The sequence below is a fragment of the Citrobacter sp. L55 genome (assembly GCF_002850715.1).
Taxonomy (GTDB): domain Bacteria; phylum Pseudomonadota; class Gammaproteobacteria; order Enterobacterales; family Enterobacteriaceae; genus Citrobacter; species Citrobacter braakii.
In genome coordinates this window covers 825,398-848,971 of record NZ_KZ559399.1, presented here as the reverse complement: position 1 = coordinate 848,971, position 23,574 = coordinate 825,398, and the positions used below count along the sequence as shown (strand labels likewise).

24 protein-coding genes are annotated in these 23,574 nt (G+C 54.0%); 16 read left to right on the top strand and 8 right to left on the bottom strand.

Going from position 1 to position 23,574, the window contains the following annotated elements:
• The first annotated feature begins 166 nt into the window (after positions 1–166).
• From xthA to B9P82_RS04290, 7 genes are all read left to right on the top strand, one after another.
• Entirely contained in the window at positions 167–973 is an 807-nt protein-coding gene (gene xthA, locus B9P82_RS04320; protein ID WP_016152844.1) for an exodeoxyribonuclease III, read from the top strand.
• 223 nt (positions 974–1,196) lie between these two features.
• Entirely contained in the window at positions 1,197–1,853 is a 657-nt protein-coding gene (locus B9P82_RS04315) for a TVP38/TMEM64 family protein (RefSeq protein WP_168188433.1), read from the top strand.
• Positions 1,850–2,560 (top strand): TVP38/TMEM64 family protein, encoded by a 711-nt coding sequence (locus B9P82_RS04310; protein WP_101699994.1) that lies wholly within the window; start codon positions 1,850–1,852, stop codon positions 2,558–2,560. Before B9P82_RS04315 ends, B9P82_RS04310 begins: the two co-directional genes overlap by 4 nt.
• Positions 2,561–2,592: 32 nt before the next feature.
• Complete coding sequence (locus B9P82_RS04305) at positions 2,593–3,762, top strand: ABC transporter substrate-binding protein (RefSeq protein WP_101699993.1); 1,170 nt, start codon at positions 2,593–2,595, stop codon at positions 3,760–3,762.
• Complete coding sequence (locus tag B9P82_RS04300) at positions 3,735–5,270, top strand: ABC transporter permease family protein (protein ID WP_049271259.1); 1,536 nt, start codon at positions 3,735–3,737, stop codon at positions 5,268–5,270. The genes B9P82_RS04305 and B9P82_RS04300 overlap by 28 nt, the downstream gene beginning before the upstream one ends.
• The gene (locus B9P82_RS04295) at positions 5,270–5,902 is read left to right on the top strand and encodes an ATP-binding cassette domain-containing protein (RefSeq protein ID WP_049271258.1); all 633 of its coding nucleotides are present in this window, start codon (positions 5,270–5,272) and stop codon (positions 5,900–5,902) included. Before B9P82_RS04300 ends, B9P82_RS04295 begins: the two co-directional genes overlap by 1 nt.
• A gap of 86 nt (positions 5,903–5,988) precedes the next feature.
• Positions 5,989–7,296: a sulfurtransferase gene (locus B9P82_RS04290; protein ID WP_049040435.1), complete on the top strand. Its 1,308-nt coding sequence runs from the start codon at positions 5,989–5,991 to the stop codon at positions 7,294–7,296.
• 100 nt (positions 7,297–7,396) lie between these two features.
• Here the strand turns inward: B9P82_RS04290 and B9P82_RS04285 are convergent, their stop codons facing one another.
• Positions 7,397–8,020 carry a CDP-alcohol phosphatidyltransferase family protein gene (locus B9P82_RS04285; protein ID WP_016156316.1) on the bottom strand — a complete coding sequence of 208 codons (624 nt, stop codon included), beginning with the start codon at positions 8,018–8,020 and terminating at the stop codon, positions 7,397–7,399.
• Positions 8,013–8,582 (bottom strand): carboxymuconolactone decarboxylase family protein, encoded by a 570-nt coding sequence (locus B9P82_RS04280; protein WP_016156315.1) that lies wholly within the window; start codon positions 8,580–8,582, stop codon positions 8,013–8,015. Before B9P82_RS04280 ends, B9P82_RS04285 begins: the two co-directional genes overlap by 8 nt.
• Positions 8,583–8,661: 79 nt before the next feature.
• Between B9P82_RS04280 and B9P82_RS04275 the strand changes: the two genes are divergently transcribed.
• The gene (locus B9P82_RS04275; protein ID WP_101699992.1) at positions 8,662–9,075 is read left to right on the top strand and encodes a pyrimidine (deoxy)nucleoside triphosphate diphosphatase; all 414 of its coding nucleotides are present in this window, start codon (positions 8,662–8,664) and stop codon (positions 9,073–9,075) included.
• On the opposite strand, the gene B9P82_RS04270 is transcribed toward B9P82_RS04275, so the two are convergent.
• The gene (locus B9P82_RS04270; protein WP_016152834.1) at positions 9,035–9,310 is read right to left on the bottom strand and encodes a YnjH family protein; all 276 of its coding nucleotides are present in this window, start codon (positions 9,308–9,310) and stop codon (positions 9,035–9,037) included. The two genes, B9P82_RS04275 and B9P82_RS04270, sit on opposite strands and share 41 nt — an antisense overlap.
• A gap of 237 nt (positions 9,311–9,547) precedes the next feature.
• Here B9P82_RS04270 and gdhA point away from each other — a divergent pair, with 237 nt between their 5' ends.
• Positions 9,548–10,891, top strand: a complete 1,344-nt coding sequence (gdhA, locus tag B9P82_RS04265) for an NADP-specific glutamate dehydrogenase (protein WP_016152833.1) — start codon at positions 9,548–9,550, stop codon at positions 10,889–10,891.
• 63 nt (positions 10,892–10,954) lie between these two features.
• Here gdhA and topB read toward each other — a convergent pair whose 3' ends face one another.
• The 3 genes from topB to B9P82_RS04250 form a co-directional block, all read right to left on the bottom strand.
• Entirely contained in the window at positions 10,955–12,901 is a 1,947-nt protein-coding gene (gene topB, locus B9P82_RS04260; RefSeq protein WP_019076618.1) for a DNA topoisomerase III, read from the bottom strand.
• Positions 12,902–12,905: 4 nt separating this feature from the next.
• Positions 12,906–13,949, bottom strand: a complete 1,044-nt coding sequence (gene selD / locus B9P82_RS04255; RefSeq protein WP_016152831.1) for a selenide, water dikinase SelD — start codon at positions 13,947–13,949, stop codon at positions 12,906–12,908.
• Positions 13,950–14,065: 116 nt separating this feature from the next.
• Positions 14,066–14,617: an NAD(P)H nitroreductase gene (locus B9P82_RS04250; protein ID WP_016152830.1), complete on the bottom strand. Its 552-nt coding sequence runs from the start codon at positions 14,615–14,617 to the stop codon at positions 14,066–14,068.
• A gap of 175 nt (positions 14,618–14,792) precedes the next feature.
• On the opposite strand from B9P82_RS04250, the gene sppA reads away from it, so the two are divergent.
• From sppA to yajD, 5 genes are all read left to right on the top strand, one after another.
• Entirely contained in the window at positions 14,793–16,649 is a 1,857-nt protein-coding gene (gene sppA / locus B9P82_RS04245; RefSeq protein ID WP_016156312.1) for a signal peptide peptidase SppA, read from the top strand.
• 55 nt (positions 16,650–16,704) lie between these two features.
• The gene (ansA, locus tag B9P82_RS04240; protein WP_016156311.1) at positions 16,705–17,721 is read left to right on the top strand and encodes an asparaginase; all 1,017 of its coding nucleotides are present in this window, start codon (positions 16,705–16,707) and stop codon (positions 17,719–17,721) included.
• A 14-nt stretch (positions 17,722–17,735) separates the two neighbouring features.
• Positions 17,736–18,374: a bifunctional nicotinamidase/pyrazinamidase gene (gene pncA / locus B9P82_RS04235; protein ID WP_101699991.1), complete on the top strand. Its 639-nt coding sequence runs from the start codon at positions 17,736–17,738 to the stop codon at positions 18,372–18,374.
• A gap of 260 nt (positions 18,375–18,634) precedes the next feature.
• Positions 18,635–19,888 (top strand): chitinase ChiD, encoded by a 1,254-nt coding sequence (locus B9P82_RS04230; protein WP_101699990.1) that lies wholly within the window; start codon positions 18,635–18,637, stop codon positions 19,886–19,888.
• A 93-nt stretch (positions 19,889–19,981) separates the two neighbouring features.
• Positions 19,982–20,326 carry an HNH nuclease YajD gene (yajD, locus tag B9P82_RS04225; protein ID WP_003832478.1) on the top strand — a complete coding sequence of 115 codons (345 nt, stop codon included), beginning with the start codon at positions 19,982–19,984 and terminating at the stop codon, positions 20,324–20,326.
• Between the two features lie 44 nt (positions 20,327–20,370).
• Here the strand turns inward: yajD and B9P82_RS04220 are convergent, their stop codons facing one another.
• Positions 20,371–20,646: a YeaC family protein gene (locus tag B9P82_RS04220; protein WP_016152817.1), complete on the bottom strand. Its 276-nt coding sequence runs from the start codon at positions 20,644–20,646 to the stop codon at positions 20,371–20,373.
• A 42-nt stretch (positions 20,647–20,688) separates the two neighbouring features.
• The gene (gene msrB / locus B9P82_RS04215; RefSeq protein ID WP_016152816.1) at positions 20,689–21,102 is read right to left on the bottom strand and encodes a peptide-methionine (R)-S-oxide reductase MsrB; all 414 of its coding nucleotides are present in this window, start codon (positions 21,100–21,102) and stop codon (positions 20,689–20,691) included.
• Between the two features lie 341 nt (positions 21,103–21,443).
• Between msrB and gapA the strand changes: the two genes are divergently transcribed.
• Both gapA and B9P82_RS04205 read left to right on the top strand, forming a co-directional pair.
• Positions 21,444–22,439 carry a glyceraldehyde-3-phosphate dehydrogenase gene (gene gapA / locus B9P82_RS04210; RefSeq protein WP_003030697.1) on the top strand — a complete coding sequence of 332 codons (996 nt, stop codon included), beginning with the start codon at positions 21,444–21,446 and terminating at the stop codon, positions 22,437–22,439.
• A 199-nt stretch (positions 22,440–22,638) separates the two neighbouring features.
• Positions 22,639–23,523, top strand: a complete 885-nt coding sequence (locus B9P82_RS04205; RefSeq protein WP_101699989.1) for a D-hexose-6-phosphate mutarotase — start codon at positions 22,639–22,641, stop codon at positions 23,521–23,523.
• The last annotated feature ends 51 nt before the right edge of the window (positions 23,524–23,574 follow it).

Here is a 23,574-nt window from a genome sequence, read left to right as displayed (position 1 = left end):
AAATTATTGCTCTATTCCGACGCGCTACGCGCCAAAACGGTGCAGTTTTTGCTCCATCGTTAACACCATTAGCAATCATTGTTGGAATCAGGTGACAAGAAGCAGTCAGCCTGCAGAAATTCTGCTACCATCCTTGCACTATTCATCTTGCAAAGTGGCAGCGACTATGAAATTTGTCTCTTTTAATATCAACGGCCTGCGTGCCCGTCCCCATCAACTGGCAGCCATTGTCGAAAAACACCAACCGGATGTTATTGGCTTACAGGAGACAAAAGTCCACGACGATATGTTCCCTCTCGAAGAGGTAGCTAAGCTGGGTTATAACGTCTTTTATCACGGTCAGAAAGGCCACTACGGCGTAGCACTATTAACGAAAGAAACGCCGATTGCGGTGCGTCGTGGCTTCCCGGGTGATGACGAAGAAGCGCAGCGTCGTATCATCATGGCGGAAATTCCGTCGCCTCTGGGCAGCATCACGGTGATCAACGGCTATTTCCCGCAGGGCGAAAGCCGTGACCATGAAACCAAGTTCCCGGCCAAAGCCGCGTTTTATCAGAACCTACAAAACTACCTGGAGACTGAACTGAAGCGCGACAATCCGGTATTGATCATGGGCGATATGAATATCAGCCCAACCGACCTCGATATCGGTATTGGCGAAGAGAACCGTAAACGCTGGCTGCGTACCGGCAAATGTTCCTTCCTGCCAGAAGAGCGCGAGTGGATGGAGCGTCTGCTGGGCTGGGGCCTGGTAGATACCTACCGTCACGCCTGGCCTGAAAAGAACGACCAGTTCTCGTGGTTTGATTACCGCTCAAAAGGCTTTGATGATAACCGTGGCCTGCGTATCGATTTGCTACTGGCGAGCAAACCGCTGGCGGAGCGCTGCGAAGAAACCGGTATCGACTATGAAATCCGCAGCATGGAAAAGCCGTCCGACCATGCGCCTGTATGGGCTAAATTCCGCGTCTGATCGTCTGCGTATTTTCACTCTCCGGGCCTTGCCTGGAGAGTCTGTTTATTCTGTGCAAAATCAATAAAGCCACGGTAATACATTGTTGCGGCCGGAAATTTATTATATCTTCCCGCGCACTTTTCGCTGACGAAAACGCTACATTGCATTCGGTTTTACAGGAGAACCCCCATGAAAAAGAAGTTCGCATAACGCAGAATACCGGCTGCTAATTGTTGCGGTATTGTTCTGCGTTCTGGCGGGAGTTTTCCATCATTACGGTCTGACCGATCTGATCACCAATTTCCATCATTTACAAGATGTCATCCGCCAAAGCGGCCTGTTCGGCTATACCCTTTATATCCTGCTGTTTATAGTTGCCGCGCTGTGTCTGATCCCTGGCAGCATTCTGGTGATCGTCGGCGGTGTGCTGTTTGGCCCGGTGACAGGGACGCTTATCTCGTTAGTGGCGGCAACCACGGCTTCGGCGCTGTCGTTTATGCTGGCTCGCTGGCTTGGGCGGGAATTACTGCTGAAATACGTTGGCCACACGGCAACGTTTCAGGCTATCGAAAAAGGCATTGCCCATAGTGGAGTAGACTTTCTGATCCTGACCCGGCTCGTGCCACTGTTCCCCTATAACATTCAAAACTATGCCTATGGGCTAACGGCCATTCCGTTCTGGTCATTTACCGTGATATCTGCGCTAACCACCTTGCCCGGCATCTTTATCTATACGCTGATGTCGCACGAACTGGCCAGCGAAGGGATTAGCTGGGCATTTATCGGTAAGCTCAGCGTTGCGGGGCTGGCGCTATTCGTCCTCGTTCAGGCAGCCAAAGCCTGGGCGCGACATAAACATATCGATCCGGCGCCCGGTCACGAGTACGCGGGTAAATGATCAAGATGAATAAAGCGCGGCGGACACGCTATTACCGTATAAGCTTGCTTGCCCTGCTGCTGCTCGCCCTGATGGCGTGGGCGTGGATACCTGGCGTGAGTGATTTTCTTCACGGCAGTCTGGCGGCATTTACCACGCTCGATCAGCATGCTCTTGAGAACTTCATTCGTTCTTACGGAACCCAGGCGGCGGTCGTGTCGTTCTTCCTGATGATCTTACAGGCCATCGTCGCACCGCTTCCCGCCTTTGTGATCACCTTTGCCAACGCCTCGCTGTTTGGCGCATTTTGGGGCGGCGTACTGTCCTGGAGCAGCGCGATGGCTGGCGCGGCGCTGTGCTTTTTTATTGCCCGCGTTTTAGGTCGCAGCACGGTGGAAAAACTGACCGGAAAAACGGTGCTGAACAACATGGACACTTTTTTCGAGCGCTATGGCAAGCACACAATTCTTGTCTGTCGCCTGTTACCTTTTGTGCCGTTCGACCCGGTAAGTTACGCAGCAGGCCTGACCTCGATTCGTTTTCGCCATTTCTTCATCGCCACCGGCATCGGTCAGTTACCGGCCACTATCGTCTATTCATGGGCTGGTAGCCTGTTAACCGGCGGCACATTTTGGTTTGTTACCGGCCTGTTCATCCTGTTCGCTCTGAGCGTGGTGATTGCCGTGGCCAGAAGCCTTTATCTTGAGCATCAACGGAAAAAGACCTGAGTCTTTCCCCCATTTTTAGCAAGGGAGATATTATGCGTTACTGCTTATTGTGCCTGAGTTTGCTGCTCTCTCCGCTGGCGGCTTTCGCCGAGGACGCCAGTTGGCAGCAAATCAAAAATGACGCCCGCGGTCAGACGGTGTGGTTCAACGCCTGGGGTGGCGACGACGCAGTTAACCAGTATCTCGACTGGGTTAGCGGCGAGATGAAAACACACTATGCCATTAACCTGAAAATCGTACGCCTGGCGGATGCCGCCGACGCCGTAAAACGTATCCAGACGGAAGCGGCATCCGGGCGAAAAACCGGTGGCTCGGTCGATTTACTGTGGGTGAACGGCGAAAATTTCCGCACGCTGAAAGAAGCCGGGCTGCTACAGACCCAGTGGGCGCAAACGCTGCCTAACTGGCGCTATGTTGATACCCAGAAACCGGTGAACGAAGACTTTTCCATTCCAACGGAGGGGGCTGAATCACCGTGGGGCGGCGCACAGCTTACCTTTATTGCCAGGCACGATCTCACCGCGCAGCCGCCGCAATCCCCGCAGGCACTGCTTGAGTTTGCCCAAGCGCACCCTGGCACGGTGACCTATCCGCGTCCGCCAGACTTTACCGGAACGGCTTTTCTTGAGCAGTTGTTAATTTCGCTCACCAACAAGCCGCAGGCGCTGAAAATAGCGCCCAATGCGTCCACATTCGCCGACGTTACCGCTCCATTGTGGCATTACCTTGATACTTTGCATCCTGCCCTGTGGCGCGAAGGTAAAGATTTTCCGCCCACGCCCGCGCGAATGGATGCGCTGCTCAACGGTGGCACCCTGCGTTTATCAATGACCTTTAATCCTGCCCACGCGCAGCAAAAAGTGGCCAGCGGTGAATTACCCAAAAGCAGCTATAGTTTTGGTTTCTCACAGGGCATGCTCGGCAACGTGCATTTTGTCACCATTCCAGCGAATGCGCGTGCCAGCGCCGGAGCGAAAGTCGTGGCAAATTTCCTGCTTTCACCCAAAGCGCAGTTGCGTAAAGCCGACCCGTCTGTCTGGGGAGATCCTTCGGTGCTTGATCCACAAAAATTGCCTGTCGACCAGCGTAATGCGCTGCTGGCGCGGATCCCACAAGGGCTCCCTGCCATGCTGCCAGAACCGCATGCTGCATGGGTAAACGCTCTGGAACAAGAATGGCTACGCCGCTACGGTACACATTAATTCTGCTACTCTGGGCCATCATGGCGGGCGTTTATCTGCCGCTGGCGCCAGCGGCTTTTTCTCTGATAACGCCTGCGCTGAGCACCAGACACTGGCTGGCGCTATTTAGCGATCCTCAACTCCCGCAGGCGTTACTGGCAACGCTGGTTTCCGTAAGCCTCGCGGCTGGCGGCGCGCTGATCATCGCCCTGCTGGCGATCCTCGCCTTATGGCCCGGCGCAGGCTGGGCGCGTCTGTGCACGCGTCTTCCGTGGCTGCTGGCGATTCCACATGTTGCCTTCGCCACCAGCGTGCTGCTGGTTTTTGCCGAAGGCGGCATGCTCTGGCAATGGCTCCCGTTTCACAGCTCCCAGCCTGACCGCTACGGCATTGGGCTTGGCGTGACGCTGGCGGTAAAAGAGAGTGCCTTTTTGTTATGGATCCTCTCAGCTCTGCTGAGTGAAAAACAGCTTTCGCAGCAGCTTATCGTCCTGGATTCGCTGGGTTACAGCCGACTGCAATGCCTGAACTGGCTGGTTCTGCCCTCTCTCGCCCCCGCGTTAGGCAAAGCCATGCTGGCGATCGTCGCCTGGTCGCTCTCGGTAGTGGATGTAGCAATCGTCCTTGGTCCCGGAAACCCACCAACGCTTGCCGTGTTGAGCTGGCAATGGCTCAGTCAGGGCGATGCCGAGCAACAGGCTAAAGGAGCACTCGCCAGCCTGCTGCTGGTACTGCTGCTACTCATCATCGCGCTGGCGGGGTATCTGCTCTGGCGCGCCTGGCAACGCACTATTCCCGCAGTAAACGGGGAACGCCTGCGTTTTTCATCCTGTACAATCGGACGTTCGCTGGTACAACTTTTGCCCTTTGGCGGTGTGGTGTGCGCGCTGGTTCTGGCGCTGATCGCCAGCTATTCGTCGCTAAATAGCGAGGCGCTCAGCACTAGCCTGCAACTGGGGCTTCTCTCCAGCGTGCTGGCGCTGCTGATACTTTTTGCCTGGCTGGAATGGGGTCCACAAACCGGACACCGTTGGGTCTGGCTACCGCTCATTTTGCCTGCGCTGCCGCTGGTGACTGGACAGTATCTGTTGGCGTTATATGCCGGACAGGATGGGCTGATGATAACCATTGTCTGGGGACACCTGCTGTGGGTGATGCCATGGATGCTGTTTGTGCTCAAACCGGCGTGGCAACGCATTGACCCACGATTGATTTTGATTGCGCAAACGCTGGGTTGGACCCGGGGCCGCATATTCTGGCAAGTAAAATGTCCGCAGCTGGCGCGCCCGGCGCTGGTTGCCTTCGCGGTAGGGTTCTCAGTCAGTATCGCCCAGTATATGCCGACACTGTGGTTAGGCGCCGGGCGCTATCCCACGCTGACCACCGAAGCGGTGGTATTAAGCAGCGGCGGTAGCGCCGCCATTCTGGCAACCCAGGCGCTATGGCAGCTTCTGTTACCGCTTATAATTTTCGCACTGGCGGCGTTTCTCGCTGCGTGGATTGGCCGCTTTCGACAAGGACTCCGCTAATGCTCATTGTACAAGGCGTTTCGTTGTACCAGGGTACGACGGCGCTACTGAAGGACGTTAATTTCCAGGTTAATAAAAGTGACATTGTCACCATTATGGGCCCTTCCGGCAGCGGTAAGTCTTCGCTATTTTCGTGGATGATCGGGGCGTTGTCTCCTCAGTTTCAGGCGTCAGGCGAACTGTGGCTCAACGAACAGCGCGTAGACACACTGCCTACCGCGCAGCGCCAGATTGGCATTCTGTTTCAGGATGCGCTGCTGTTTGACCATTTCAGCGTTGGGCAAAATTTACTGCTGGCCTTACCCGCCAGCGTGCAAGGTCCCGCCAGACGCCATGCGGTGGAAAGCGCCCTCGCACGCGCGGGCCTGGCAGGATTTTATTCACGCGATCCGGCTTCGCTCTCCGGCGGGCAACGCTCGCGTGTCGCCCTGCTTCGCGCGCTGCTGGCGCAACCCCAGGCGCTGTTACTCGATGAACCCTTTAGCAGGCTGGATGCGTCGCTGCGCGATACCTTTCGCCAGTGGGTCTTCACCGAGGTACGTAAACTGGGTATTCCGGTGGTCCAGGTTACCCACGATGCGCAGGACGTTCCCCCAGCAGGTCGCGTATTACAGATGGAAAACTGGGCGTGAATGTGGCGATATGCTGCGTTAACGCAAGGTTTTTACTTAACTGGCGGCACAGAATGTCGTCCTCTTTTTCAACGTCGGGCTATTCGATGAAACGTGTTTCTCAAATGACCGCGCTGGCACTGGCTTTAGGGCTCGCTTGCGCTTCTTCCTGGGCTGCTGAAACAGCACAGACGCTCACCCTCAACCAGTTACAGCAAAAGCAAGGCGCGGCGATCGATACCCGTCAGAGCGCTTTTTACAACGGCTGGCCGCAATCGCTTAATGGTCCTTCAGGACACGAGCCTTCCGCACTGAACCTGTCTGCCGCCTGGCTCGACAAGATGAATGATGAACAACTCAGCGCCTGGGTTAAGGCACATCACCTGAAAACCGACGCGCCGGTGGCATTGTATGGCAGCGATACTGACATGCAGGCCGTCAAATCCCGCCTGCAGAAAGTCGGCTTTAACGCTATCTCAACCCTCAGCGATGCGCTTACGGACCCTGCCCGCCTGCAACGTCTGCCGCACTTCGAACAGTTGGTTTACCCGCAGTGGCTGCACGACCTTCAGCAGGGTAAAGAGGTAACCGCCAAACCGGCCGGTGACTGGAAAGTGATTGAAGCCGCCTGGGGCGCGCCGAAGTTGTATCTGCTCAGCCATATCCCTGGCGCGGGCTATATTGATACCAACGAAGTCGAAAGCGAACCGCTGTGGAATAAAGTGTCCGACGCGCAGCTCAAAGCGATGCTGGCGAAACACGGCATCCGCCACGACACCACGGTGATTTTATACGGCCGCGATGTCTACGCCGCCGCGCGCGTGGCGCAAATTATGCTGTATGCAGGTGTGAAAGATGTTCGTCTGCTCGACGGCGGCTGGCAGACCTGGTCTGACTCAGGTTTACCGGTCGAACGCGGTACTGCACCAACGGTGAAGCCTGAACCTGATTTCGGCGTGACGATCCCTGCCCAACCGCAACTGATGCTGGATATGGAACAGGCTCGCGGTCTGCTGCATCGCCAGGATGCGTCTTTGGTGAGCATTCGTTCATGGCCGGAATTTATCGGTACGACCAGCGGCTATAGCTACATTAAGCCAAAAGGTGAGATCGCAGGGGCGCGTTGGGGCCATGCAGGCAGCGACTCCACCCACATGGAAGATTTCCATAATCCGGATGGCACCATGCGCAGCGCCGATGACATCGCCGCCATGTGGAAGCAATGGAATATCCTGCCACAGCAACAGGTCTCATTCTATTGTGGTACCGGCTGGCGTGCTTCGGAAACGTTTATGTATGCCCGCGCAATGGGCTGGAAAAACGTCTCCGTCTACGACGGCGGCTGGTATGAGTGGAGCAGCTCTCCGAAAAACCCGATCGCCAGCGGTGAACGGGGTCCGGACGCCAGCAAGTAAGATTGCCATTGTTGCTGGATGCAGCGAGAACGCTTTACCCAGCCTACATAAACCATCGTTGTAGGCCGAATAAGCGAAGCGCATCCGGCAACGCACTACGTTACGCCTGACGCTGGACCGCTTTCAGCGTCAGATATCCGCTCCAGATCCGGGTGAACGTCGTCATCCAGCACAGCGCGCCAAAGACCCACGCCATTACGGCAAAATATTCCGGGAACAGACATCCCAACACAAACAGCAAAATCGTCTCGGTTCCTTCGGTCAGTCCGCCCAGATAATAAAACGATTTATGCGCATAACCGGGGTTATCAATCTGATGCTTTGCCGCCAGCGCGGCGAAGGCCAGAAAGCTGCTGCCGGTGCCAATAAACGCGAACAACAGCCAACCGCCTGCCAGCGCATTTTGCGCCGGCGCAGCAAGAATAAAACCAAACGGCACTAAGGCGTAAAACAGAAAATCGAGCGAGATATCGAGAAATCCTCCCGCGTCCGTTAGTCCTCTGCGCCGTGCCAGCGCCCCATCCAGCCCGTCAAACAGCCGATTGAGCACAATAGCCACCAGCGCCGCCATATACCAGCCTAACGCCAGAAATGGCAACGCCAGCACGCCAATAGCAAAACCGACCAGCGTAAGTCCGTCCGGGGTAATCGCCGGTTGATCAAGGATGCCCACGCAGCGATGTAAAAGCGGTTTTAATCGCGGATGAAGATGGCGGTCAAGCATGCGGGCGTCCTTTAAAACTGTCGCACAGTCCCTGGGAGGGAATATCGAGAGCGGCATTAAAACGCGCCGAGAGATTTTGAAACGCAATCAGCGCGGTCATTTCAGTAATGGCATCATCGGTAAAATACTGCTTCATCTGCGCTTTCAGCGCATCGTCAACCTGTGGTGGCGTTGCGGTGACCGCATCAGCATAGGCCAGCCCTACACGTTCTTCTGCGCTAAATAGCGTCGATTCTTGCCAGTTGGCAACCTGTAAGACTTTATCCAGCGCGCCGCAGCGTTCAGCCAGCCGTAAACTGTTGGCGTCAACGCAGAAAGCGCAGTGGCACACCTGAGAAACGCGAGTCATCAACAGCGCGCGCATCACCGGCGACAGGCGCGCCTTTTTACGCTCCAGAAACCCGACAAACAGCGCCACCAGCCAGAACAGGAACGGCATCCGCCCCCACCAGCGCGTGGGATGCAGCACATCGCCATAATGTTTTTTCTGTGTAGCAACGAGCGGTTGCAAACTGGAAGGGATACGCGTTAACGGTTTTACCCACGACTGAGGATCGTTCAACGGTGGCTCCTGAATACTTTAGATAAAACAAAGATAACGATAGTATGTCATTTTCTGCCGTTAGATCTTGATGAATATAATGAAAACCCTCGACGTGGTCGCCGCTATCATTGAACGTGATGGCAAAATTTTACTGGCTCAACGCCCGCAGCATGCGGATCAGTCAGGTATGTGGGAGTTTGCTGGCGGTAAGGTTGAGCCGGGGGAAAGTCAGCCAGAGGCGCTGGTCCGTGAACTGCGTGAAGAGTTGGGCATCGAGGCGGTCGTTGGGCGCTACATTGCCAGCCATCAACGCGAGGTTTCAGGCCGACTCATTCACTTACATGCCTGGCATGTACCGTCATATCAGGGGGAGCTGAAAGTGTATGAACATCAGTATATCGTCTGGTGTTCACCCGAAGAGGCGCTGCGTTATCCGCTGGCGCCTGCCGATATCCCGCTATTAGAAGCGTTTATCCTTTTACGCGACGCCAGACCAGCGGATTCGTGCTGATCGTTTTATCATCGCGCTGGCACTGAAGCAAAACGCCATCCGCTTTAATCACCGCCCCTTCTGAGTAGTTTTGATCCTGATAAATGCAGCACTGACTACAGGGTTGCGCCCGCTGACCGCTGGAACTGAACACTTCCGGCGGGACATTCACCTGCACGTCCGGGCGATAGAGCTGATTTGCCAGCGTCGCGCTGGACACCAGTGCCAACGCTCCTGCCATGATTATACGGCGCATATTCTTTCCTTTTTGACTGACAGTTATGCTCAGTATAACGGTATAAACCGGCAGAAACTTTAGCCCTTGCCATCATCGCTTTTGGTTATGACCCACGCCGCAATATTAATTTACTTAGCGCGGTTAATTTTTTCTTGCGTCCCGTCACACTGCTGATGTTATAGTCAAAAACTGCAAAACACTTAACACAAAAATCAAAAATATAACCATATCAATACATAAGAGGTACTTATATCTATGGATCAGACACGTTCTCTGGAGTCATTCCTTAACCATGTGCAAAAGCGCGACCCGAATCAGACCGAGTTCGCGCAAGCCGTTCGTGAGGTAATGACGACACTGTGGCCCTTCCTCGAGCAAAACCCGCGTTATCGTCAGATGTCGTTGCTGGAACGTCTGGTTGAACCGGAGCGCGTGATCCAGTTCCGCGTCGTCTGGCTGGACGATCGCAATCAGGTGCAGGTCAACCGCGCGTGGCGCGTGCAGTTTAGCTCCGCCATTGGCCCATACAAAGGCGGGATGCGTTTCCACCCTTCCGTGAACCTGTCGATCCTGAAATTCCTTGGCTTCGAGCAAACATTTAAAAACGCCCTCACCACGCTGCCAATGGGCGGGGGTAAAGGCGGGAGCGATTTCGATCCTAAAGGTAAAAGCGAAGGCGAAATCATGCGTTTTTGTCAGGCGCTGATGACCGAACTGTTCCGCCATTTAGGACCCGATACCGATGTTCCGGCGGGCGATATCGGCGTAGGCGGTCGTGAAGTCGGCTTTATGGCCGGGATGATGAAAAAACTGTCCAACAACAGCGCCTGTGTCTTTACCGGTAAAGGTCTCTCTTTCGGCGGCAGCCTGATTCGCCCGGAAGCTACCGGCTACGGTCTGGTGTACTTCACCGAAGCGATGCTCAAACGCCATGGCCTGGGCTTTGAAGGCATGCGCGTGGCCGTCTCTGGTTCCGGTAACGTGGCGCAATTCGCCATTGAGAAAGCCATGGAGTTTGGCGCGCGAGTAGTCACCGCCTCCGATTCCAGCGGTACCGTGGTCGACGAAAGCGGATTTACCAAAGAAAAACTGGCGCGTCTGTGCGCGATCAAAGACAGCCGCGACGGCCGCGTGGCGGATTACGCCCGCGAATTTGGCTTGACCTATCTGGAAGGCCAACAGCCGTGGTCGGTTCCGGTGGATATCGCCCTGCCGTGCGCCACCCAGAACGAACTTGATGTCGATGCGGCACGTGTACTGATCGCCAACGGCGTGAAGGCTGTCGCCGAAGGGGCAAACATGCCTACCACCATCGAGGCCACCGATCTGTTCCTGGAAGCCGGTGTATTGTTCGCGCCGGGTAAAGCGGCCAACGCGGGAGGCGTAGCAACATCCGGTCTGGAAATGGCGCAGAACGCCGCACGTCTGGGCTGGAAAGCGGAGAAAGTGGATGCACGCCTGCACCACATCATGCTGGATATTCACCATGCCTGCGTCGAGTACGGCGGCGAAAGCAAGCAAACCAACTACGTACGTGGCGCCAACATCGCGGGATTCGTGAAAGTTGCCGACGCGATGTTGGGCCAGGGTGTGATTTAATTCAGATCTGTTGTTCCCGTAGGCTTGATGCGGCACACATGCCTTATCCAGCCTAAGAGCGCATTACAGGCCCGCCTCTTCAGATGGCGGGCTTTTTTTCGCCGTGCGTTTACGCGGCGCGCTCTTTTTCTTGTCACCACCACTACTACCCGGTGCGGCAATACCACGGAAGCGTCGTACCGGCGTGCTGCGCGCCTGATCGATTAGCTGATACAGCGTCCCCACCAGCGGCTGCATGAAATCCTGATATCGACACTGTTTTTCGCTGATTTGGGTCAGGATAGATTCCCAGTGCGCAGTCATATCCGGACGCGTCGCCATTTCAGGCAGCGAATGAAACAGCGCTTTTCCAGCATCGGTAGAATGAATATAGCGCCCCTTCTTCACCAGGAAACCACGCTTAAACAGCAGCTCGATAATCCCGGCGCGCGTCGCTTCCGTTCCCAGTCCGTCCGTTGCGCGCAGGATCTTTTTCAGATCTTTATCCTGCACAAAGCGCGCGATTCCGGTCATCGCTGACAGCAGCGTGGCATCGGTAAAGTGCCGCGGAGGCTGGGTCTGTCGTTCAACCACTTCGCCTTTTTCGCACAGCAGCTCGTCGTCTTTTGCCACCACCGGCAGCGGCGTCCCGTCGTTATCTTCGTCGCGCTCTTTGTTGCCAAGCAGCGTACGCCATCCGGCCTCCGCCAGAAAACGGGCTTTGGCGACAAACTTACCTTTCGCGATATCCAGCTCAATAACGCACTTCCTGAATACCGCATCCGCGCAAAACTGCATCAGATATTGACGGGCAATTAGATTGTATATCTTCGCTTCATTATCGTTCAGGTTGATAGACGAACTGCGCGCGGTTGGAATGATGGCGTGGTGCGCATCCACTTTTTTATCATCCCAACAGCGGTTTCGCGTATCGGGATTGACCGCCGGTTGCGGAAGCAGATCCGGCGCATGGACGCTAATCGCGTTCAGCACCGCGTGACGTCCGGCAAAGTGTTCTTCCGGCAGATAACGGCTATCCGAACGCGGATAGGTGATCAGTTTATGGGTTTCATACAGCTTCTGGCAGATATCCAGAACGTTTTGCGCACTTAAGCCAAAGCGTTTCGCCGCTTCAATCTGCAACGCCGACAGCGAAAACGGCAGCGGCGCGGATTCTGATTCCCGTTTATCGTTATAGCTGGTGACGATCGCCGGCTGACCGTTAATGCGGTTTACCACGTGTTCAGCCAGCGTGCGGTTTAGCAAGCGCCCTTCTTCATCCTGATACGGCTCACACGCTTCGCTCGGCTGCCAGATAGCGGTAAACCGCTCATCGGCGGGCGTCACGATATGCGCCTTTACCTCGAAGAAGTCTTTGGCAACGAAGTTTTCAATTTCTTCATCGCGACGCACAACCAGTCCGAGCACCGGCGTTTGCACGCGCCCGACCGAAAGTACGCCCTGATAGCCCGCGTTACGCCCCAGAATGGTATAAGCGCGCGTCATGTTGATACCGTACAGCCAGTCCGCCCGCGCTCGCGCCAGTGCCGACACACACAGGGGGATGAACTCACTGTTGGCGCGCAGACGCTCAATCGCCCGCTCGACGGCCTGCGGGTTGAGGTCGTTAATCAGGCAGCGTTGCACCTGCTGGCGCTTTTCAGGGGCCAGTTGCAGGTAATCCAGCACTTCATCCACCAGCAGCTGTCCTTCACGATCGGGGTCACCTGCGTGAATGACTTCACTGGCCTCATGCAAAAATCGCTTAATAACGTTGAGCTGTTTGGTCACCGAGGGACGCGGCTGCAGTTGCCACTTTTCCGGGACAATCGGCAGATCAACCAGACTCCAGCGAGCATAACGACTGTCGTAGGCATCTGGCTGCGCCTGCTCAAGCAGGTGACCAATACACCAGGTCACCACTTGCCCGTTTCCGCACTCGATAAAACCGTCACCTTTGCGATGCGGCTTCGGCAGCACATCGGCGATAGCGCGCGCCAGACTCGGTTTTTCGGCAATAAACAACCGCATCGAGTTAACGGATCTCAACCATGGCGCGACCGCCACGAGCTTCCACTAACTCACCAATCGCAGTGAGGTCGATCCCAAACTGCGCCGCTGCCGCTTTAACTTCGGCTTCAGCTTCCGGCGTTACCGCTAACAGCAGACCACCGGAAGTTTGCGGATCGCAGAGCAAATCGCGAACCGACTGCGGCATTTCACCCATCAGGTGTCCGTAGCTGGCAAAGTTACGCTGGGTACCGCCCGGCACCGCGCCCTGCGCGATGTATTCTTCAACACCTGGCAGCTTAGGAATAGCCTGGTAGACGATCTGCGCCTGAACGCCGGCCCCCTGACACATCTCGCTCAGATGCCCCAGCAGCCCAAAACCGGTAACGTCGGTCATGGCTTTCACGCCGTCGATATCGGCAAATGCCGCCCCGGCAATGTTCATCCGGCACATCACTTCCGTCGCCAGCCCTTTGTGCTCGTCCTTCAGCAGCGATTTTTTCTCTGCGGTGGTCAGGACACCAATACCCAGAGGCTTGGTCAAAAACAGCTTGCATCCCGCCTCGGCGGTGCTGTTTTTCTTCACGCGTTCGGTTGGAACAACGCCGGTTACCGCAAGACCAAAGATAGGCTCAGGGGCATCGATAGAGTGCCCCCCCGCCAGCGCGATACCCGCCTGACGGCAGGCAAAGCGTCCGCCTTCGGTTACTTCGCGGGCTATTTCCGGCGCCAGCTTATCAAGCGGCCAGCCCAGGATAGCAATTGCCATAATCGGTTTGCCGCCCATGGCGAAAATATCGCTGATGGCGTTGGTGGCGGCGATGCGGCCAAAATCAAACGGATTATCGACAATCGGCATAAAGAAATCGGTGGTGCTGATTACGCTGGTGCCGTTCCCCAGATCGTATACAGCCGCGTCGTCGCGGGTTTCATTACCCACCAGTAAGTTTGGATCAACAAACTTCGCCTGCTCGCTGTGCAGGATGGTTTCCAGCACTTTCGGGGAAATTTTACAACCGCAACCGGCTCCGTGGCTGTATTGCGTTAAACGAATAGCTTGCTCGCTCATGGACATCTCCTGTCATTGCAATCCAGATATGGTAGCGCTCATTCCATGATGTGGTAAGAGTGACTGTCTGAATTCGGGTGCCTTTGCTCATAATCCAGACAGTTTTGCCGTTGATATCAGAAATAACGGACGAATGCGCTCGGATCGGCAAGGGTAATCGTCGTGGATGCTTTCAACTGTGGTGTGCCCAGATAGAGAAAACCGACGATTTTATCCTGTGGGCGACAGTCAAACGCTTCGCGGACGACCTCACTTTCGGTTAATGCGCCACTGCGCCAGATACCGCCAAAGCCCTGGGCAATGGCAGCCATCTGCATGGCCATCACCGCACAACCGGCAGACATTTCCTGTTCCCATAGCGGAACCTTGTCGTTTGCTTCACATTTCGCTACCACGGTAATAATCAGCGGTGCGCGAAACGGCGCGCTGCGCGCTTTTTCCTGGGCCTTCTCATCGCTGCCAGATGCAATAGCCCCTTTTTCAAGCACGGCGGCAAAGCGTTCACGCCCTTCGCCCTCAATGACAAAGAATTGCCACGGTTGCAGCGTTTTGTGGTCCGGCGCGCGCATTCCCGCACGCAGAATATTTTGCAGTTGCTCTCCTGCCGGGGCCGGTTCGACGAGACGAGAGGCGCTACGACGGGTCATAAGTAATTCGAGTGCATCCATTTGCTTAACTCCAACAATGAAATTTGTTCACAAAATTAACACGTGAGCGGATTTTGTTACAGCACAGGCGGTGATTCCTGCTGACAAGTGCCTGTCGGGTCATTACGATAGCCTCATCTTATCGCCTTTCTCCGGGATTTCGGGGTGGCGTGTTGTTAATTGGTAGGGAGAATACATGCGAACCCTGTGGCGATTTATTGCCGGATTTTTTAAATGGACATGGCGATTACTCAATTTCGTCCGTGAATTTGTGCTTAACCTGTTCTTCATCTTTCTGGTGCTGGTTGGCGTGGGCATCTGGATGCAGGTCAGCAGCAGCAACACCAGCGAACACGCTGAGCGAGGCGCGCTGCTGCTGGATATCTCCGGGGTGATTGTCGATAAGCCTTCGAGCACCAGTCGTTTAAGCGTTATTGGCCGTCAGCTGTTTGGCGCCAGTTCCGATCGTCTGCAGGAAAACTCCCTGTTCGATATCGTGAATACGATTCGCCAGGCAAAAGATGATCGCAACATCACCGGCATCGTGATGGATCTGAAAAATTTTGCCGGGGCAGACCAGCCTTCCATGCAGTATATCGGCAAAGCACTGCGGGAATTCCGCGACAGCGGTAAACCGGTCTTTGCAGTGGGCGATAACTTCAGCCAGGGGCAGTATTACCTCGCCAGTTTTGCTAACAAAATTTACCTCTCTCCGCAGGGTTCCGTTGATCTGCACGGCTTTGCCACCAACGGTCTGTACTACAAGTCCCTGCTCGATAAGCTGAAAGTCTCCACGCACGTATTCCGCGTCGGGACCTATAAGTCTGCCGTAGAGCCGTTTATCCGCGATGATATGTCTCCTGCCGCGCGTGAAGCCGACAGTCGCTGGATCGGCGAGCTGTGGCAGAACTATCTCGACACGGTCGCCGCCAACCGCCAGATCCCAGCTCAGCAGGTGTTCCCTGGCGCACAGGCGATGCTGGACGGTTTGACGAAGGTCGATGGAGATACGGCGAAATATGCGCTCGACAACAAACTGGTGGATGCACTCGCCTCCAGCGCCGAAGTCGAAAAAATGCTGACCAAACAGTTTGGCTGGAGCAAAGCGGATAAAAACTATCGCGCCGTCAGCTATTACGATTATTCGCTGAAAACACCGGCGGATACCGGAGACAGCATTGGCGTTATCTTCGCGAACGGCGCGATTATGGACGGTGAAGAAACCCCAGGAAATGTGGGGGGCGACACCACTGCCGCACAAATCCGCGAAGCGCGTCTCGATCCGAAAGTGAAAGCTATTGTTCTGCGCGTGAACAGTCCTGGCGGCAGCGTCAGCGCCTCGGAAGTCATTCGTGCTGAGCTGGCTGCGGCAAAAGCGGCGGGTAAACCGGTTGTCGTGTCCATGGGCGGCATGGCGGCCTCCGGTGGCTACTGGATCTCCACCCCAGCCAGTTACATTGTGGCAAACCCCAGCACGTTAACCGGTTCAATCGGGATCTTTGGTGTGATCAACACCGTAGAAAACAGTCTGGATTCCATTGGTGTACATACCGATGGCGTGGCCACTTCCCCGCTGGCGGATATCTCCATCACCAAAGCGTTACCGCCTGAAGTGCAGCAAATGATGCAATTGAGCATTGAAAATGGCTATAAGCGCTTTATCACGCTGGTCGCGGATGCACGTAAGACAACCCCTGAGCAGATTGACAAAATCGCGCAGGGTCACGTCTGGACCGGTCAGGATGCGAAAGCCAACGGACTGGTAGACAGCCTCGGTGATTTTGACGACGCCATCGCGAAAGCGGCTGAGCTTGCCAAGCTGAAACAGTGGCACATTGCGTATTATCAGGATGAACCGACATTCGTCGATATGGTAATGGACAGCATGTCAGGCTCCGTTCGCGCCATGCTGCCCGAAGCTATTCAGGCCATGCTCCCGGCGCCGCTTGCTTCTGCGGCCAGTGCAGTTAAAGCGGAAAGCGATAAGCTGGCCGCGTTTAACGATCCGCAAAACCGATATGCGTTTTGCCTGACCTGCGCCAACGTTCGCTAACAATTGCCCCCTCTTCGGGATGAAGAGGGGTTTTCATTGAGACAGAAGAAAAGTCATGCAAAAGAAATCGATTTACGTTGCCTATACCGGCGGTACCATTGGTATGCAGCGCTCAGAACAGGGTTATATTCCTGTTTCTGGTCATCTCCAGCGTCAACTGGCATTGATGCCTGAATTCCACCGCCCGGAGATGCCAGACTTCACCATCCACGAATACGTCCCGTTGATGGATTCCTCCGACATGACGCCGGAAGACTGGCAGCATATTGCGGAAGACATTAAAGCACACTACGACGATTACGATGGTTTTGTCATTCTGCACGGCACCGACACCATGGCGTTTACGGCTTCGGCGCTCTCTTTTATGTTGGAGAACCTGGGTAAACCGGTCATTGTGACAGGGTCACAAATTCCGCTGGCAGAGCTACGTTCAGACGGGCAAATCAATCTGCTCAACGCGCTGTACGTTGCGGCAAATTATCCGATCAATGAAGTAACCCTGTTTTTCAACAATCGACTGTTTCGTGGCAACCGTACCACTAAAGCGCACGCCGATGGCTTTGACGCCTTTGCCTCACCCAACCTTGCGCCGCTACTGGAAGCCGGGATCCACATCCGTCGACTGGGAACTCCGCCAGCACCGCACGGCGCAGGTGAACTGATTGTTCATCCTATTACTCCACAACCGATTGGCGTAGTCACCATTTACCCTGGTATCTCCGCTGATGTGGTGCGTAACTTCCTGCGCCAGCCGGTGAAAGCGTTAATTTTGCGCTCCTACGGCGTGGGCAATGCACCGCAAAATAAAGAGTTTCTGCAAGAACTTGAAGATGCGAGCTCACGTGGCATTGTGGTGGTGAACCTGACCCAGTGTATGTCCGGCAAGGTAAACATGGGTGGCTACGCGACGGGTAATGCCCTCGCCCACGCTGGCGTGATTGGCGGCGCGGATATGACCGTCGAAGCCACACTCACCAAATTGCACTATTTACTGAGTCAGGGACTGGATGTGCAGAGCATTCGTGAAGCTATGACGCAAAATCTGCGCGGCGAGCTCACCCCGGACGAATAAAGGAGTCTATGCCCATGGCCCGAGCCTTACTGTTGGTCGATTTACAAAATGACTTTTGTGCCGGCGGCGCTCTCGCTGTTCCGCAAGGCGACAGCACAATCGAGATTGCCAACCGTCTGATTGACTGGTGCGCCCTACGCGGCGACACGGTTGTTGCCAGTCTGGACTGGCATCCGGCTACTCACGGTAGTTTTGCCAGCCAGCATCAGGTCGCCCCCTACAGTCAGGGACAACTGGATGGTCTGGCGCAAACGTTCTGGCCCGATCATTGCGTGCAAAACAGCGAAGGAGCGGCCCTGCATCCGCTGCTGAACCAGTGTGCGATAGCGAAAACCTTCACCAAGGGCGAGAACCCGCTGGTCGACAGTTACAGTGCGTTTTTTGATAACGGTCGTCGTCAGGCAACCGCGCTGAACGCCTGGCTGCTCGAACACCGTATTGCTGAGCTTATTATCATGGGTCTGGCTAGCGACTATTGCGTTAAATTCACCGTTCTGGATGCGCTCGATCTTGGTTATACCGTCAGCGTTATTACCGACGGCTGCCGTGGCGTCAATATTCAACCCCAGGACAGTGCAGAGGCGTTTATGGAAATGGCCGCAGCGGGCGCAACGCTGTATACGCTTGATGACTGGCTGGAAACCCATCGCTAATACTTTAAAACGCCTTATCCGGCCTATTGAATTTGTGCATGTATGCAAATCTGTAGGCCAGAAAAGGGACTTGCGTCAACACTCAGTAATGTTTGCCCCAACCGATACAACCTACCAGAAATGGTTTGCCGCTTCGCCAACATGACGTGAACACCTTCGCATTTTTCCTGTTATGAAACTGTTAACCTGCAGGTGCTGTTTTTTTCGCCACGCCATTTCCGTGGCGTGTTTGCTTGTTTAAATGTCAAAGAGGAACACCGATGAAACTATTGCCTTTGTTGGCAGCATTACCCCTGCTTTGCGCCAGCGTTGTTTCCGCCAGTTCACTGATGTCAGTTGGCTACTTCAATGGTGGCGGCGACGTCACTGCCGGTCCTGGTGGTGACATCAATAAACTGGATGTTCGTCAGATAACCCATCTCAACTATTCGTTTGGCCTTGTCTACAACAACGAAAAAGACGAGACCAATGACGCCTTAAAAGACGCCAGTAAGCTGCATCAGATTTGGCTTTCACCGAAAGTGCAGGATGATTTACTGAAAATTCCACAGCTGCGTAAACAGAATCCGAACCTGAAAGTATTGCTTTCCGTCGGTGGTTGGGGGGCTCGTGGATTCTCCGGCGCGGCAGCAACGAAAGAATCGCGCGCGGTGTTTATTCAGTCTGCTCAGGAGATAATTGCGAAATATGGCCTTGATGGCATCGACCTCGACTGGGAATATCCGGTCAACGGCGCCTGGGGACTGGTCGAAAGTCAACCGGCCGACCGAGCTAACTTTACCGCGCTGTTAAAAGAGCTCCGCGCCGCATTGGGGCATAAAAAACTACTGACTATCGCCGTGGGCGCAAATGCGGAAAGCCCGAAAAGCTGGGTGGATGTGAAAGCCATTGCGCCATCGCTCGACTACATAAACCTGATGACCTATGACATGGCTTACGGTACGCAGTATTTCAACTCGAACCTGTACGATTCGACACAATGGCCGACAGTCGCCGCGGCGGATAAGTACAGCGCTGATTTTGTGGTCAACAACTATCTTGCTGCCGGTCTAAAAGCGAGTCAGATGAACCTGGGCATTGGTTTTTATGGTCGCGTACCGAAACGCGCTGTTGAGCCAGGCATTGACTGGAGCAAACCTGACGCACAGAAAAATCCTGTTACCCAGCCCTATTTCGAGCCCGCGCAAATTGAATTGTTCAAATCACTGGGCATCGATCTGAGCAAAGATACCTATGTGAAGTACAACGATATCGTGGCGAAATTGATCAACGATCCGCAGAAGCGCTTTAGCCAGCATTGGGATGATGAAGCAAAAGTACCGTGGCTGTCAGTGCAGTCTGTGGATGGAAAAGCGCTCTTTGCCCTCTCTTATGAAAACCCGCGCTCGGTAGCGATCAAGGCTGACTATATCAAGAGCAAGGGGCTGGGAGGCGCCATGTTCTGGGAATACGGTGCGGATGACCAAAACCAGTTGGCGAAGCAGTTAGCCGATTCGTTAGGCATCAAACACTGATCCCAACGCCTGACACAATAGGTTATGATTATCGCATTCTGCTGCGCCAGCTTTTGGCGCAGCTTTTCATTTTCTACTGGAGGCATGAACTTTATGGCTTTTATCCCTAAAAATTACGCCCGTCTGGAAGTCGGTTACCGGGAAAAGGCGCTTAAACTCTTCCCCTGGGTCTGCGGACGTTGTTCCCGTGAGTTCGTGTATTCAAATTTGCGCGAATTGACGGTACACCATATCGATCACGATCACTCCAATAACCCGGAAGATGGTAGCAACTGGGAAATGTTGTGCCTGTACTGCCACGATCACGAACATTCCAAATATACGGAAGCGGACCAGTATGGTTCAACGGTGGTTGCAGGCGAAGATGCGCAGAAAGCGGTGGGCGAAGCGAAATATAATCCGTTCGCCGATCTGAAGGCGATGATGAACAAGAAATAACTTCAACTGCGGGCCCGACATAGATGTTTGCCGGGCCTGAGTAATCAGGATTTAAACGTCGCAATGGGTTCGGGCGTAATACCAAACTCCACTTTCAACTGCTGCTTACTCTTCATCACCATCTCACCATTGGTATCAATCGTCATATGCTGCGCGTCAATATTGTTTCGCGCCTGCCATAACATCACCAGCTGTAAGCAGTTCTCTTTTTGTTCTGCCGTTAGCGCCACGCCATCCGGCCATTTTCCGAGTTCAACGGCAGTTGATAAGCGCTGATAAACTTCCGGCGTCATGCTGTTGATCATCTCATCAAGATTCATGTTAAATCCACTCTCCGTAGAATAATTTGCTGAATCGTTTCTTCAGCCTTTGGTCTGCTCACCGTTTTCACCATCGGTGAAGTTCAAAGAGGCTGAGTTAACGCAGTAACGTTCACCGGTAGGTTGCGGACCATCCGGGAAGACGTGCCCCAGATGCGCATCACAGTTACCACAGCGGATTTCAATGCGCTGCATACCGTGTGAAGTATCTTTAATGTAACGGATAGCCTCTGCGCTGACAGGCTCGTAAAAGCTGGGCCAGCCGCAGCCAGAGTCATATTTTGTCTCGGAACGAAATAGCGGTTTGTCGCAGACCAAACAGTGGTAGATGCCGTCACGCTTGTTGTGCAGCAAACGCCCGGTAAATGGCGGTTCTGTCCCGTGATTCTGCGTCACGTAGAACTGCATTTCGGTTAAATTTTTTTTTAGTTCTTCTGGAGAAGGTTGATTAGCCATTTGCTCACATCTCGCTTTATCTAAACTCACATCGCGAGACAGATTCTAACAAAACATTAACACCAGAGTGCGAACTTTTGTTCTAAACTTGATCCGTGCGAAATGGCAGCCTGCAATTCGTGATCACAATCACGTTTTTATCTTGATTGCCCTTTAAAATTCGGGCCGCCGACCCCATGTGGTTTCAAGCCCAAAGGAAGAGTGAGGCGAGTCAGTTGCGCAAAGCTTAAGCAGCAGATTGATTTGTCGCAATGATTGACACGATTCCGCTTGACGCTGCGTAAGGTTTTTGTAATTTTACAGGCAACCTTTTATTCACTAACAAATAGCTGGTGGAATATATGACTATCAAAGTAGGTATCAACGGTTTTGGCCGTATCGGTCGCATTGTTTTCCGTGCTGCTCAAGAACGCTCTGACATCGAGATCGTTGCAATCAACGACCTGTTAGACGCTGACTACATGGCTTACATGCTGAAATATGACTCCACTCACGGCCGTTTCAACGGTACCGTTGAAGTGAAAGACGGTCATCTGATCGTAAACGGTAAAAAAATCCGTGTTACCGCTGAACGTGATCCGGCTAACCTGAAATGGGACGAAGTTGGTGTTGACGTAGTAGCTGAAGCTACTGGCCTGTTCCTGACAGATGAAACCGCTCGTAAGCACATCACTGCTGGCGCGAAAAAAGTGGTTCTGACTGGTCCGTCCAAAGATAACACTCCGATGTTTGTTAAAGGCGCTAACTTTGACAAATACGAAGGTCAGGACATCGTTTCTAACGCTTCCTGCACCACTAACTGCCTGGCTCCGCTGGCTAAAGTTATCAACGACAACTTCGGCATCATCGAAGGTCTGATGACTACTGTTCACGCGACCACCGCTACTCAGAAAACCGTTGATGGCCCGTCTCACAAAGACTGGCGCGGCGGCCGCGGCGCATCCCAGAACATCATCCCGTCCTCTACCGGTGCTGCTAAAGCTGTAGGTAAAGTACTGCCAGAACTGAACGGCAAACTGACTGGTATGGCGTTCCGCGTTCCTACCCCGAACGTATCTGTTGTTGACCTGACCGTTCGTCTGGAAAAAGCTGCTTCTTACGAAGAAATTAAGAAAGCAATCAAAGCTGCTTCCGAAGGCCCGATGAAAGGCGTTCTGGGTTACACCGAAGACGACGTAGTATCTACCGATTTCAACGGTGAAGTTTGCACTTCCGTGTTCGATGCTAAAGCTGGTATCGCACTGAACGACAACTTCGTGAAACTGGTATCCTGGTACGACAACGAAACCGGCTACTCCAACAAAGTTCTGGACCTGATTGCTCACATCTCCAAATAAGTTGAGATGAAACAGTAATCTGTAAGAGCGACTCAGGTCGCTCTTTTTTTTGCCTGAAGATACCCGTCATACTTCAAGTTACCGGTGTGTTGGCAATGCTCTCTCACCCGAATCACTTACTTCTGTAAGCTCATCGGGATCGTTCACTTGCCGCCGTCCTGCAACTCGAATTATTTAGGGTAAAAAAAAGGATTGCATAATGATTAATAAAATTTTTGCACTTCCGGTAATCGAACAAATTACCCCGGTCATCTCCCGCCGCCAGCTTGATGAACTTGAGATTCTTGTGGTCGATCATCCACAGGTTAAAGCATCTTTCGCACTGCAGGGCGCACATCTTCTTTCCTGGAAACCCAACGGCGAAGAGGAAGTCCTGTGGCTGAGTAACAATACCCCGTTTAAAACCGGCGTAGCGCTGCGTGGCGGCGTACCAATTTGCTGGCCGTGGTTTGGTCCGGCTGCTCAGCAGGGCCTGCCTTCTCATGGTTTTGCCCGCAACCTGCCATGGACGCTGAAAGCGCACAATGAAGACGACAATGGCGTGGTGCTGACGTTTGAATTGCAAAGCAACGCTGAAACGCGTCAGCTATGGCCGCACGAGTTCTGCCTGCTGGCCCGTTTCAAAGTAGGTGCCACCTGTGAAATGGAACTGGAAGCCCACGGTGAATTTGAAACCACCTCTGCGCTGCATACCTATTTCAACGTCGGTGACATTGCGGCAGTAAAAGTCAGTGGACTTGGCGATCGCCTGATCGACAAAGTGAATGATGCTAAAGAAGATGTGCTGGCTGATGGTATCCAGACCTTCCCGGACCGCACCGATCGTGTCTATCTGAATCCGCAAGCGTGCAGCGTTATCCATGATGATGCGCTCAACCGCAATATCGACGTCGTCCATCACCACCATCTGAATGTCGTGGGCTGGAACCCGGGTCCGGCGCTGTCCGTTAGCATGGGCGACATGCCGGATGACGGCTATAAAACGTTTGTTTGCGTAGAGACGGCTTACGCGACCGCGCCGCAGAAAACCCGCGAAGAAAAACCATCACGCCTGGCACAAACTATCCGCGTTGCTAAACGCTAAAATTGTGTCTGTAGCCTGACGGAACTTGCGCCTTATCCGGCCTACCAAACA